Origin of the sequence: Treponema denticola, assembly GCF_024181645.1 — a bacterium.
In the GTDB taxonomy this organism is placed as follows: Bacteria; Spirochaetota; Spirochaetia; order Treponematales; family Treponemataceae; genus Treponema_B; species Treponema_B denticola_A.
In genome coordinates this window covers 2,550,099-2,562,533 of sequence record NZ_CP058624.1, presented here as the reverse complement: position 1 = coordinate 2,562,533, position 12,435 = coordinate 2,550,099, and the positions used below count along the sequence as shown (strand labels likewise).

General features: G+C 34.9%; 12 protein-coding genes. 5 read left to right on the top strand and 7 right to left on the bottom strand.

Going from position 1 to position 12,435, the window contains the following annotated elements; translation table 11 throughout:
• The first annotated feature begins 7 nt into the window (after nt 1–7).
• Genes HO345_RS12055 through HO345_RS12040 form a run of 4 tightly spaced genes read left to right on the top strand, consistent with a single transcriptional unit; the run spans nt 8 to nt 4,759 of the window.
• Nucleotides 8–1,489 (top strand): DUF1538 domain-containing protein, encoded by a 1,482-nt coding sequence (locus tag HO345_RS12055; RefSeq protein ID WP_253683107.1) that lies wholly within the window; start codon nt 8–10, stop codon nt 1,487–1,489.
• Nucleotides 1,486–2,133, top strand: a complete 648-nt coding sequence (locus HO345_RS12050) for a P-II family nitrogen regulator (RefSeq protein ID WP_253683106.1) — start codon at nt 1,486–1,488, stop codon at nt 2,131–2,133. The genes HO345_RS12055 and HO345_RS12050 overlap by 4 nt, the downstream gene beginning before the upstream one ends.
• Nucleotides 2,134–2,144: 11 nt before the next feature.
• On the top strand, nt 2,145–3,464 hold the full coding sequence (locus HO345_RS12045; RefSeq protein ID WP_253683105.1) for a hemolysin family protein: 1,320 nt from the start codon (nt 2,145–2,147) through the stop codon (nt 3,462–3,464).
• Entirely contained in the window at nt 3,461–4,759 is a 1,299-nt protein-coding gene (locus tag HO345_RS12040) for a hemolysin family protein (protein ID WP_253683104.1), read from the top strand. The genes HO345_RS12045 and HO345_RS12040 overlap by 4 nt, the downstream gene beginning before the upstream one ends.
• Here HO345_RS12040 and HO345_RS12035 read toward each other — a convergent pair.
• The 3 genes from HO345_RS12035 to HO345_RS12025 all read right to left on the bottom strand — a co-directional run bounded on the left by HO345_RS12035 (nt 4,722) and on the right by HO345_RS12025 (nt 6,549).
• Nucleotides 4,722–5,741 (bottom strand): AAA family ATPase, encoded by a 1,020-nt coding sequence (locus tag HO345_RS12035; RefSeq protein WP_253683103.1) that lies wholly within the window; start codon nt 5,739–5,741, stop codon nt 4,722–4,724. The two genes, HO345_RS12040 and HO345_RS12035, sit on opposite strands and share 38 nt — an antisense overlap.
• 67 nt (nt 5,742–5,808) lie before the next feature.
• The gene (locus HO345_RS12030; RefSeq protein ID WP_253683102.1) at nt 5,809–6,123 is read right to left on the bottom strand and encodes an SHOCT-like domain-containing protein; all 315 of its coding nucleotides are present in this window, start codon (nt 6,121–6,123) and stop codon (nt 5,809–5,811) included.
• Between the two features lie 45 nt (nt 6,124–6,168).
• Nucleotides 6,169–6,549: a DUF2089 domain-containing protein gene (locus tag HO345_RS12025; RefSeq protein WP_253681125.1), complete on the bottom strand. Its 381-nt coding sequence runs from the start codon at nt 6,547–6,549 to the stop codon at nt 6,169–6,171.
• Nucleotides 6,550–6,795: 246 nt separating this feature from the next.
• On the opposite strand from HO345_RS12025, the gene HO345_RS12020 reads away from it, so the two are divergent.
• Entirely contained in the window at nt 6,796–8,388 is a 1,593-nt protein-coding gene (locus tag HO345_RS12020) for an ABC transporter ATP-binding protein (RefSeq protein ID WP_253683101.1), read from the top strand.
• A gap of 2 nt (nt 8,389–8,390) precedes the next feature.
• Here the strand turns inward: HO345_RS12020 and HO345_RS12015 are convergent, their stop codons facing one another.
• The 4 genes from HO345_RS12015 to thyX are packed head-to-tail and all read right to left on the bottom strand — an operon-like array spanning nt 8,391 to nt 12,433.
• A complete protein-coding gene (locus HO345_RS12015; RefSeq protein ID WP_253683100.1) occupies nt 8,391–9,143 on the bottom strand; it encodes a hypothetical protein in 753 nt (250 codons plus the stop codon).
• Nucleotides 9,144–9,153: 10 nt separating this feature from the next.
• Complete coding sequence (locus HO345_RS12010; protein WP_002666331.1) at nt 9,154–9,846, bottom strand: potassium channel family protein; 693 nt, start codon at nt 9,844–9,846, stop codon at nt 9,154–9,156.
• Between the two features lie 14 nt (nt 9,847–9,860).
• On the bottom strand, nt 9,861–11,585 hold the full coding sequence (locus tag HO345_RS12005; RefSeq protein WP_253683099.1) for a TrkH family potassium uptake protein: 1,725 nt from the start codon (nt 11,583–11,585) through the stop codon (nt 9,861–9,863).
• An 11-nt stretch (nt 11,586–11,596) separates the two neighbouring features.
• Complete coding sequence (thyX, locus tag HO345_RS12000) at nt 11,597–12,433, bottom strand: FAD-dependent thymidylate synthase (RefSeq protein WP_253683098.1); 837 nt, start codon at nt 12,431–12,433, stop codon at nt 11,597–11,599.
• Between the last annotated feature and the right edge of the window lie 2 nt (nt 12,434–12,435).

Below are 12,435 nucleotides of genomic sequence, written 5' to 3'. Positions count from 1 at the left end.
TCCGGTTATGAATATTCTAATTGATAAATTTAAAGAAGTCTTGATGTCGGTTTTACCAATCGTTATTTTGACTACTATCTTGAATTTTGCATTTATTCATATCGATTACAGTGTCTTTATTAGATTTTTAATCGGGAGTGTATGCATAATATTAGGGCTGGCTTTTTTTCTGTTTGGAATCGAAATGAGTGTTACAAAAATCGGTTTGCAAATGGGAAAAGAAATCACAAAAAGGAATAATATTCTGATTTTGATTTTAGGAGGTTTTGCCCTTGGTTTTTTAATTTCAATTGCAGAACCCGATTTACAGATTTTGGCAAGTCAGGTAAAGACGGTAACAAAAAGCGGGATTCCGGCATTAAGACTCATAGTAGTTGTTTCTGTCGGTGTTGCAGCCTTTGTGGTTTTTGGTATTTTGAGAACCGTATTTAATATTTCGCAAAAAATCATTTTTGCTCTTTCTTACGGCGTAATATTTTTGCTCTCTCTTTTTTCGTCTTCCGAATTTATTTCGATATCATTTGATTCTTCGGGAACAACTACAGGCGCAATAACCGTGCCTTTTATTCTGGCCTTAGCAGCCGGTGTTTCCGAGATGAAAAAAGACTCGGCTGCTTCCGAAAGGGATGCTTTCGGTCTTGTAGGTATGGCATCTGCCGGAGCAATCTTAGCAGTATTGGCTTTAAGCGTATTAGGAAAAACAAAAGAAATATCCGCCGATGATTTTGTATTCAATTTAGATGTACATGCACAAATATTTTATCCCTTTGCTGAACATTTTTTACCGGTACTTTATGAATGTATTATGTCTCTTTTACCCTTGACCGTAATATTTTTAATTACAAACTTTATAAGTATAAAGTTGAGGGCCAAAGATTTAATTCCCATTATTAAAGGTCTTATAATTACATTGATAGGCTTATTTCTATTTATGTGGGGAGCAAAATCGGGCTTTTTAGATGTCGGAATAGCGATGGGAAGCCGATTGGGAGAAATAGGAACACGGCCTTTAATTCTTTTTATCGGTGCCCTGATAGGTATTGTTTCTATTTTGGCCGAACCTGCCGTTTATGTTTTGACGGTACAAATAGAAAACGTAACGAGCGGCCATATTCCCCGCAAGATAGTTTTAATATTTTTATGTATAGGCGTCAGCTTTGCGGTAATGCTTTCGTTACTTAGAATTATAGAACCGGCATTTCAGTTATGGCATATTTTACTTCCCGGATATATAGTTTCACTTTTATTATCAATCATTGTTCCGGATCTTTTTGTAAGTATCGCCTTTGATGCCGGAGGTGTTGCTTCAGGCCCCATGACTGCAACCTTTGTTTTATCCCTTGCACAAGGGCTTGCCGATTATACGCCGACGGCAAATGTTTTAATAGACGGCTTTGGAATTATAGCCGCCGTCGCATTGGCTCCTATTATTTCGTTACAAATTTTAGGATTAATATTTAAGATTAAAAGCGCAGGAGAACAAAAATGAAAGATTTTTCCCTTCTGATTATTTTAGTCCCTTTTGGGCGTGCACGTAAAATAGTAAAGTACGCTAAAGATAAGGGCCTTACCGGAGCTACAATAATGATTGCCTTTGGTACGGTAAAAAGTAAAGTACTTGATTTTTTAGGAATTCAAGAGACAAGAAAAGAGTTGATTTTAACGGCCGGACATGGAGATTTTTTAGACGGTCTTATGGATGAGCTAAATAAAAAGTTCAATCTTACTCGTAAAAATTTCGGCATAGCATTCCGTATGCCTTTAAGTTTTATTAATATTGAAAATACCCTGGATGATGAAAAGCCCGTATTTAAACGGGAGGAGGTAAAAACTATGAAGTCTGCAATATTTACTGTTGTTAATAGAGGAAAAGCAAGCGAAGTCGTTGATGCTTCTTTAGAAGCAGGAGCAAGAGGAGGAACAATAATCCATGCAAGAGGATCGGGGCTTAATCAAACAAAGCTTATCTTTGACATGGAGATTGAACCCGAAAAAGAAATTGTTTTAACTATCGTTGATGACGATCAACTTGAAAATGTTGTTGAAGCAATCAGAAAAAAATCCGATGTAGAAAAAGAAGGGCATGGAATTCTTTTTGTTATTCCGGTAAGCAAGGCTTACGGTATAAAATAGGTGTTTATAAGATGAACGAACCTCCTCCGCAATGGTTTTATATTTTACTTTTAATTGTTCTTCTTTTTTTATCGATGATGTTTTCATCGGGGGAAACAGCCTTTTTATCCGTAAATAAATTGAAAATAAAATATTTACGCGAAAAGAAAAATAAAAAGGCTGCAAGAGTCGAAAAAATTTTAAAAAATAAACAAAAGTTTTTAACAACTTCTCTGATAGGAAACAGTCTGGTAAATATTTTAATATCGGTAATATTAACGGCTTTAATGGTAGAGCTTGTTGGGGCTAAAGGGTTAAGCATTGCAGTAACGGCTGCAACTATTGCAATTTTAATTTTCGGAGAGATACTTCCTAAATCAATTGCTTTGGTTTTTTCCGAACCGATCGCCTTAAAATTTTCAGGCTTTATTTTGTTTTTAATTAAAGTGCTTGCCCCTCTTGAATGGCTCTTTTCGGGTTTTACAAAATTCTTTTTAAAATTTTTAGGCGTAAAAAACCTGCAATCGAATGAGGCCTTAACCGATGAAGACCTAAAAGATTTCTTTGATGTACGCCAAGAACATGGAGATCTTCGCTCGGAAGAAAAAGCCGTCCTCGAAAAAATATTAAGCTACGGCGATATAACCGTAAAAAATATTATGACGCCCAGACCCGATATAATAGGCCTTACAGCTGATGTAAACCCGGAAGAAATTATAGGGCTTTCTCACTCTTCACGATTTTCAAGGTTTCCGGTTTATGAAGAAGACATAGATGAAATTATCGGTATTTTTTATATTAAAGATTTTTTATTTTCGGAAGCGGCTGCAAAGGATTTCTTACAGGAGTCAAAAGAAAAATTCGATATAAAAAAATATTTACGCAAACCTGTTCTTGTTTTTGAAAATACCGAGCTTTCAAAGTTGCAGGAAATATTTAGAAAAGAAAAGCAGAATATGGTTGTGGTTATCGACGAATACGGCGGAACTTTAGGTATTGCAACTCTTGAAGACTTAAATGAAGAGATATTCGGGAACATAGCCGATGAATACGATACCGATGATGCCGCTGCAGAAGAACCCAATCTTGATAATATAAATGATGAATCAACTCAAAATATTAGTCAAACTATTTTAGGCAGCATGAGGCTGAGCGATTTAAATGAAAATCTGGGAACTTCATTTTCTTCCGAGTATTATGACACAATAGGCGGTCTTATTATGGAAAAATGCGGAGAGGTTCCGCAAATAGGTTCTACAATAAAAATAGAAAACTATAATTTTACGGTTATAAAAACCGAAGGAAACAGAATAAGCGAACTGCAAGTAAATATTGCGGGAGATGAAGAATGAAGTTAGAATTAGCCTTAATGATAATAGAATTTATAGCTCTTCTTTTTTGCGCATTCTTTTTTTCTGCAACCGAAACGGCAATTACTGCAATTACAAGAACCGAATATAAGACAATAAAAAAAAGCCGGACAAAAAAAAGCCGAAGACTTGCTTTTCTTATTGAAAGAAAAGATGAAATTGTAAGTGCAACCCTGATAGGCACCAATTTTGTAAACACCCTTTCTTCGGCTTTGATAACAGCCTTTGTGATAGATATGTACGGACAGCAGCATATTCCGGCGGCTACCGCTATTACAACTGTTCTTATAATTATCTTTGCTGAAATCTTACCCAAGGCTGTAGCCGCTTACAATGCCGTAGAAATTACAAAAACATTTTTAGTACCCTTATCGGTTGTAAGGCTTCTTTTAAAACCCTTTATTTTTATTTTTTCGCTCATGTCTAATTTTATTATTAAACTTGTTTCAAAAAAACAGAACAATCAAAACTCCGAACTTTCCGAAGATTATTTGGAAACTCTTATAAATATAAGTTTGGCAGACGGGACTTTTCAAACGGGAGAGCATGAATTAATTAAACGAGCTGTGAGGCTCCATGAATTAAAACTGCAAAGCATAATGACAAAAAAAGAGGATATTGTCAGCCTCGATATAAATTCATCACTCGAAAATATGGTAAGCATTTTTCGTAAAACTATGTTTTCTCGTCTTCCCGTTTATAAGGGAGAAAAAGATAAAATAATAGGCAGTGTGCATTATAAAGATATTTTATTTTATAGAAGCCATAATACGGAAATGGATATAAATAAAATTATAAGACGGGCTCTGTTTATTCCGAAAACAGCAAATATTTTTTCGGCTATAAAAACAATGAGCAAAAATAAAAGAAATATGGCCTTTGTTATAGATGAATACGGTTCCACTGCGGGACTTATCACAATTGATGATATAAGTACTGCTATTTTCGGTTCCATTCAAGATGAGTATGCTAAAACAAAAACAAATCCTTTAAGCGGAATGAAGATTGTTGACGGTACGCATATTTTAATTCCCGGAGCTGTCCCTATAATTCAACTTAATAGTATTTTAAATACCGATTTTCACTCGGATTATAATGATACTATAGGCGGACTTATTCTTGAAACGGCAGAATACCTTCCCAAGGAAGGCGAACTGATTACTATAGGCGAAGTCGACTTCAAAGTAGAAAAGGTTGAAACAAGTAAAATTATTTCTCTTATTGCAGATGTGTCTAAACTTACGGCTGGGGCACAATTCCCAAAAGCTTTTCAATAATATCGTCAGCGGTTAAATTATCTGCGGCAGCTTCATAAGAAAGTTTAAGCCTATGCCTAAGAGCCGCATATGCGACGGCTTTTACATCTTCAGGAATTACATAATCTCTTCCATTAAATAGAGCCTTTATCTTTGCACATTTTTGAATAGCTATTCCGGCCCTTGGAGATGCCCCGTAAAGAATATAGCTTAGGTAATTCCCATGAATATAGTCATCCTGCTTTACATTTTTTACAGGCCGTGTTGCTGCAATTATTGAAACTATATAGCTTGTAATTTCGGGAGAACATTTGACTTGTTCTACAGCATTGCGGAGAGTTTTTAAATTTTCGAGTGTCAAAACGGCTTCGGCCGGATTGATATTTGAGCTTTGACCGGGGTTTTGCCCCACGTTTTGACTCGGCCCTAGGCTTGAAAATTTATTCACTATATTTATTTCTTCTTCAATAGAAGGATACGGAACGAATAGTTTTAACAAAAAGCGGTCAAGTTCAGCTTCGGGCAGGGGATAGGTACCTTCCTGCTCGATAGGGTTTTGTGTCGCTAGTACAAAAAAAGGCGCAGGTAAAGAAAAAGAATTTTCTCCTATTGTAACCTGCCCTTCGGCCATGGCTTCCAAAAGTGCAGACTGCACCTTTGCAGGAGCTCTGTTTATTTCATCGGCCAAAACGATATTTGCAAAAACGGGACCCCTCCTTACGGAAAACTTACCGATACTTTGCTGATAAATCAAGGTTCCTATTAAATCGGCAGGAAGAAGGTCCGGCGTAAATTGAATACGCTTAAAGCTTGCGCTGGCCAGCTCTGCAAAGGTTTTTACTATGAGAGTTTTTGCAAGGCCGGGCACACCTTCAAGGAGCACATGGCCGCCTGCAATATACGCAGTTAAAATTCCTTCTATGAGTTCTTGCTGACCCACAATCCGTTCTGCCATCTTTGCTTTAAAATTTTCTACTATCGTTTTATAGCTTGTATCGATCATAGTATCATTTTACGCCTTATGTTAAAATTTTGCAAGAGGTTGAAAGATTTGAGTGAGCTGCTTATTCCTACAAATTAAATGATTGAGTTTTTCCGTCGGGAGTTTGAATTGTTATATCGATATTTTTTTTCTTTTTGTTTTCAAAGGTTTCATTTACCGTATTTTCCGAACCGGCTGCTTTTTCTAAAAAATCCGCCGGATCATTTTTAGAGGGAATCTTTGTACTTATTACTATAGTCTCGCTATCTTTTTTTTGTTTAGGCTCTTCAAAAACAAATTTAACATTTTCTTTTTGGATAGCTTCCAAAAGTTTTAAGCCTTCTTCGGGTGTAATCGCCTTGTCTCTAATCATGTTTAAAATTTCAAGTTTTTCGTTTTCCATAAAATATCTCCTTGTAGTTCAAACAGAACTGTTGTCGCTGTTCTTCTAAATTTTTTCTTCTCCGGGCTCTCCCGTCAAAAATGAAACTGCAGAATCAACAGATAACTCTCCGTTCTTTATTTTTTGTAAGACTTCAGAAACATTAACGGACGGAAGGCTTCCATCCGATAAGCCCAGAGCCGCATTGATTTCTTCTATCTTATTCCGAACAGTCGGATAAGAAATGCCCAATTCTTTTTCCATATCGCGTATGCTGCCTCGGTTTTTTAAAAACATCTTTACAAAATATTTTTGCTCCTTTGTTAGGCGGCAAAACTCGCATAGCTCAAACTCGCCCTTTAGCGAACTATTGCATTTTGAGCAATGCAACTCCGAAACGGTAAAACTATCCCCGCACACGGGACAGATTCCAATAACCTCTATCATGCTATCCCCCATAAAAACTTTAATTCTATGATAATAAAAATTCTTTCTGCTGTCAAGAGAATTCATCAAAAATATTAAAATATATACATTAAAAATTAAAAAATATAATAATTTTGAGCAAAAATATAAGAATTTTCAAATATTTTATTAAATATTTCAAAATTTAGCTTGACTTTTGTTTTGTAATACCATAAATTGAAATTACAGGCTTGTAAACATTCAATTCTGATAATTTGGAGGAAAAAAATGAAAAAATATTTTAAACAATTTATGAGGCATAATGCCGCAGTTATGTCTATTTATTTGATATTTGCCGTCTTGACAAATATATCGCCGCTTCTTACGATGACTGCATTTGATAAACTACTTCAAAATAATATGAACGGCTTTTTACAACTAATGGGAATTAAGGTTGGTTTGGCTATTATCCTTTTGCTTATGAATTATTCCCGTAATGTTGAAAAAGCAAAAGTTACATCAAAAATGCAGACAGCTTTAAGACAGGACATAACAAAAAAATTAGAAAATTGTTCGTATTCCGTATACAACAAAGAAAATTCGGGAACCTATCTTTCATGGTTGAATAATGATGTACAAACGATAAATACGAGCGGATTTTCGGCTGTTTACGATGTGCTTGATTTAGGAGCAATGGCTCTATTCGCTTTTATTCCGCTTTTTTTTATCCATTGGAGCATTGCGGCTGCAAGTGTAATTTTATCTTTCATCGTAATTTTTGTTCCGAAATTATTTCAAAAGAAAATGACAGATGCAATAGTTCAATTTAGCATTCAAAAACAAATTTTTGTAAGTAAGGTAAAAGATGCTTTAAGCGGTTTTGATGTACTTTTCAGTTTTAACCTCAGAAATCGTATTACGAATGAAGTTGAAAAAGCATCTAATGCACTTGCAGATAAAAACGTATATCAAACTAAAAAAGTTATAACGCCGGCAATTATGCTTGCTTTTTTTTCGATGGTCGCAGGCTTGATTATCTTAATTTATACCGGTATTCTTGCCGGGTATAAACTTGTAAATATAAGTGCCATGATAGCAATCAATAGCCTTGCAAACACGCTTTTTTCCTCCTTAACTAATATTGCCACAAGGGGAATGAATATAAAAACGGTTTTTCCTATTTTAAAAAAATTCGAAAACATAGAAATAAATTCCGAATCAAAAAATCTTTTACAGCCGTCTTTTAAAAATAAAATAAAAATAACAAATCTTAATTTTGCATATACACCGGAAAAACCTATTTTAAAAAATGTTAATATGGAATTTGAAATCGGAAAAAAATACGGCATAATCGGAGAATCGGGAAGCGGAAAAACTACTTTTTTTAAATTGCTTAACGGAATGTTGGAAGATTATGAAGGTAAAATCGAATATGACGGTATTAGCCTTTTAAATCTGGATAAAGAAAAAATACGGGAAAATGTAGCGTACATTGATCAAAATGTTTATATCTTTAACGATACTATAAAAGAAAATATTTGTCTAGGCAAAAATTATCCGGATGAAAAAATAGACAATTCTATAAAAGAATCCGCTCTTTTACCGATGATTCAAAATTTGGAAAATGGAATTAATACTCCCGCAAGTGAAAACGGTAAAAACTTTTCGGGCGGGCAAAGACAGCGTATAGCAATAGCCCGTGCACTCATTCACGGCAGAAAAATTCTTTTAATCGACGAAGGCACTTCTTCTCTCGATAAAGAAAACGCTTTGGAGATTGAAAAGAGATTGATAGAAAATCCCGATTTAACCGTGATAATGATAAGTCATAACTTTGACCCGCAAATAAAAGAAAAATTAGACGGAGTTTATAAGTTGTAAATTTAAACTTTTTTAGAGGTTCCTAAAATTTTAAAAAATCCTTTTTTTGCCTGCTTAGCAGATTCTTCCTTTTGAGGCGGTATAAAGTTGTTGATAAATTTAGTTAAAGCACCATGCTTAGATGTATCAATTAAAAAATATGTTATATCGCCTAGTGTTGAAAAGACAGGTATTAAAAGATTGTCCCCTTGTTCTACAGGAAGATGGCTTATTGATGCTTCCTTAAAGGCTTCTCTGATATTTACTTGAGGTATAAGGTCAGAAATATTTAAATCTTTATTATAATTTTTTTCCGTTTTGATTTTTTGAGAAGCATCTATAATTTCTCCGTTAAGGTTGACTACAACAATAGGTATATCTATCATACTAATCAAGCTTCTCATCAATCCGTTAAGACTCGCAATTTTTAAACTTTTTTGTGCTGTAATTGTGCTTGAAGCTTCAAGGGCTTCTTGTAAAGCAAGCCCTGCCGAGCCCAGCTTTTTTATTTTTTCTTTCGATAAAATGCCGCCCGATTTTATGGTTTCCATTAAAGTAAAAAAATCTTTTTTCTTTTTTATTGCACCTATCATGATATTGATGGTTATAATTAGCTGCAAACCTGAAAATATAAAGCCTAAAAATAAGACAAGTTCGGAATCGCCTTTAAGAGGGACTTTCATACCTACGCTGTATGCCCAAAAAGCTGTTATTATCATAAAAACAAATGAGATTACTAAACTTATAAACAATAGTTTTTTTTCAATAAAAATCATATTTGCTCCGTTACATATTTCTAAATTCTTCAAGTTTTATATTTGAGCCTATCAAAAAAAGTTTATCGCCCTCTCTCAACTCAAAATCATCTTCCGGATAGTGCATAACCTCCTGTTTGACAGGATTACCGACAGAATCTATATCCAAAGCCATTCTAACAAGAGCAATCAAAGTAATATTGAATTTTTCTTTTAGAGCAACGGAACCGACTGTTTTTCCTATAAAAAATTTCGGCACAATGATTTCTCTTATCGAAAAATCTTTTGTAACTGCAATTGAGTCCATTACATCGGGAGAAATAAGCCGCCTCGCAATTCTTGTTGCTGCTGATATTTCAATATTTAAAACTTCGTTTGCTCCTACCCTTCGTAGAACTGTTGCATGAAGAGGTGAAACGGCACGCGCTAAAACATAGGGAATATCTCTTTGCTTTAAAAGAGTAGTTGTTAAAACGCTTGCTTCTATATTATTGCCGATGGCGACTATGGCGACTTCTACATCATCCAAAGGGGCTTTTAAAAGAGCTTCTTCATTTGTAGTTTCTACAAGCATTGCTGCCGGAACGATTTTTTTTATTCTTTCGACGGCTTGAATATCATGATCGAAGGCAACCACTGAAGCACCTCCGTCTACAAGAACTTCACAAATCCTTGAACCGAATTCTCCCAAACCTATGACTGCAAAGTTTTTATTTGTTTCCATATATTTTCCTCCCATTATCCTATTGCTATATTTCCATAAGGATATTCTATATCATCATTTTTTTGTTTTTTACCGGCCGCAGTTAAAAAAGTTAAGGGGCCGACCCTTCCAATAAACATTAAGATTATTATTACTATTTTACCGGCCGGTGAAAGAGCTGACGTTATTCCTGTAGAAAGACCCACGGTTGCAAAGGCCGAAACGGTTTCAAACAATAATGCTAAAAAAGGAAGGGTTTCGGTAATTGTTAATAAAAAAATTCCAACTGAAATTGCCGCAAGTCCGAAACCGAAAATTAAAAAAGCTTTTTTTACTTGTTCTTCAGGCACCGAAACATTTTTAATTACAACAGTTTTTTGATTTTTTAAAAAAGATTTAAAAAAAGCAAAGACCACCGCAATTGTGTTCAGCTTTATTCCTCCGGCCGTACTTCCTGCAGCTCCTCCCATGAACATTATGAATATCATAAAAAGCAAGCTTGCATTTGTCAAATTAAGGAAGGAAACCGTAGAAAAACCTGCGGTACGCAATGTTATAGCCTGAAATAAACTTGCAAGGTATTGAGTTCCTAAAGACATATCTTTCATAGTATTACGATGTTCAAGTAAATAAAAAAGAGCAAAAGAAATAAAAAGAATAAAAACCGTAAGGCTTAAAATCATTTTTGTATTTACCGAAATTAAATAATCGGTCTTTTTTTTCTTTAAAAATTTATTTTTTATATCTGTCTTGACCTTAGCTAAAACATCATAAATAACTGCAAAACTTATTCCGCCTAAAATTATGGTAAGGCCTATTGTTAAACTGATAATAATATCGGAGGTAAAAGATTCCAAGTTGTTTGAAAAAAGAGCAAAGCCTGCATTACAAAATGCAGATATTGCATGAAATAATGCAAAACCCAAGGTTTTAAGATTGAAACCTAAAATACGTGAAAACCCTATAAATAAAAATACTGCACTTAGGGCTTCTATAAAGAATGTAGATAAAACGATAACTCTTAATGTTTTAAAAAGGTTTGACATGTCATCTTCACTGACCATATAAGAAATTGTGAGCTTTTCACTGACCGTCATTTTTTTTCGGAAGGCAAGCATTCCGAAGAATGAAAAAACCATTATGCCCAGTCCTCCGACTTGAATTAAAACAATCAGAATAAATTTTCCTGCTATGGTAAGTTCGGAAGAAACATCTATAACACTTAAACCCGTAACGCATACGGCAGAAGCAGATGTAAAAAGTGCCGTTAAAAAATTTAAGGGAGAGCCCTTTGCAGATGCTGCAGGAAGCATAAGTAAAAAACTGCCGATGATTATTACCATAAAAAATGAAATAATCAAAGTACGGGCAGGGTTTGAAATAATTTTTGCAGTTAATCCTGCCCGCTTGCTTATCAATCTAATTATTTTTCCAAATAAAAAGATATTTTTAAAAATATCAAAAACAATACTTAACTCTTCAGAAATATTTTTAAAACCTATTTGTATTTTAAAGATAATAAAAGTTAAGGCAAAAATAAGTACGGCTAAAAAATCTACAAGATTATTTTGAAAGTATTTACGTATATACTTTTCCTGACGGACGGCAAAAAAAGTTTCTGAAATAACGAATAGAAGAATTAAAATATCTATTGCATGGATAATACTTGCAGGCGTGTTTTTAAAATAAAATTGCTGCAAGAATAAAAGTATAAGGCTTAAAGCGAAAGCCGCAAAGACAAAATTATCACGCTTTCTCATTTTGCTGTGCCTTATATTTGTCTTCCGCTTTTAAGTTTTTCGTTAAGCCGTTCAAGCTCTTTTCCTTCTAAGCCGCTGTCTTTTCCGGCTATCAAATTACGGATAGCTTCGAGTTCTTCTGTCGAAAAGTTTACGCCGTTTTTTTCGTGCCGCTCAAAAGAAGCACAGGCAAGGGGGGTTACGGTTTTACAAATCTCGAACATCACTTCGGCATAGTCTCTGATTTCTTTTTGTGCATGAGCATCCATACGCAGCCGCAAAAAATGAAAAAGATTATGCAAGTCTATTTGCCAATACCATTCGGTATAAGTGGAAAGGGGGAGGTTTATTCTGGCAAGCTCTCTCGCAATATTTTTATCAAGCAATTTCGAATAGCCTTCATAAATTTCTTCTTGTTGTTTTTGTAAAGAATTTATAACTTCATTTTGAAGGTCTTGAGGAACTGCCTCATTCATTCTGCCCTGCTTATTGTCGCTGCTTTGTAAAGCTATATCCTTTCCGGCGGGTACATAAAACTCGGCCTTTAATATGGAATACCGTCCCGAAATTTCGTTTAAGCGGGCAGTCCTATGCCTGATCCACTGCCGGGCTACAAAAATGGGCAGCTTTACATGAAAGGTAAAAACCACTTGCTCAAAAGGAGATGTGTGCTTGTTCCGCAAAAGATAATCTATTAAGCCGGCATCTTCACGGACAGTTTTAGTGCCTTCCCCATAAGAAACACGGGCTGACTGCACTATGCGGGCATCAGTTCCCATGTAGTCTACCAATCTGATAAAGCCCTTATCAAGAACCTTAAATTCCTTATCCAAAATTTTTTCCGCTTCCGGAGCTATACAATGTGCCATAG

Bases quoted from the DNA above. Each gene is read 5' to 3' on its own strand.
- HO345_RS12030 (WP_253683102.1), bottom strand. From the start codon at position 6,123: ATGGAAAACGAAAAACTTGAAATTTTAAACATGATTAGAGACAAGGCG.
- HO345_RS12035 (WP_253683103.1), bottom strand. From the start codon at position 5,741: ATGATCGATACAAGCTATAAAACGATAGTAGAAAATTTTAAAGCAAAG.
- HO345_RS12010 (WP_002666331.1), bottom strand. From the start codon at position 9,846: ATGGAAACAAATAAAAACTTTGCAGTCATAGGTTTGGGAGAATTCGGT.
- HO345_RS12055 (WP_253683107.1), top strand. From the start codon at position 8: ATGAATATTCTAATTGATAAATTTAAAGAAGTCTTGATGTCGGTTTTA.
- HO345_RS12005 (WP_253683099.1), bottom strand. From the start codon at position 11,585: ATGAGAAAGCGTGATAATTTTGTCTTTGCGGCTTTCGCTTTAAGCCTT.
- HO345_RS12025 (WP_253681125.1), bottom strand. From the start codon at position 6,549: ATGATAGAGGTTATTGGAATCTGTCCCGTGTGCGGGGATAGTTTTACC.
- HO345_RS12045 (WP_253683105.1), top strand. From the start codon at position 2,145: ATGAACGAACCTCCTCCGCAATGGTTTTATATTTTACTTTTAATTGTT.
- thyX (WP_253683098.1), bottom strand. From the start codon at position 12,433: ATGGCACATTGTATAGCTCCGGAAGCGGAAAAAATTTTGGATAAGGAA.
- HO345_RS12050 (WP_253683106.1), top strand. From the start codon at position 1,486: ATGAAAGATTTTTCCCTTCTGATTATTTTAGTCCCTTTTGGGCGTGCA.
- HO345_RS12020 (WP_253683101.1), top strand. From the start codon at position 6,796: ATGAAAAAATATTTTAAACAATTTATGAGGCATAATGCCGCAGTTATG.
- HO345_RS12040 (WP_253683104.1), top strand. From the start codon at position 3,461: ATGAAGTTAGAATTAGCCTTAATGATAATAGAATTTATAGCTCTTCTT.
- HO345_RS12015 (WP_253683100.1), bottom strand. From the start codon at position 9,143: ATGATTTTTATTGAAAAAAAACTATTGTTTATAAGTTTAGTAATCTCA.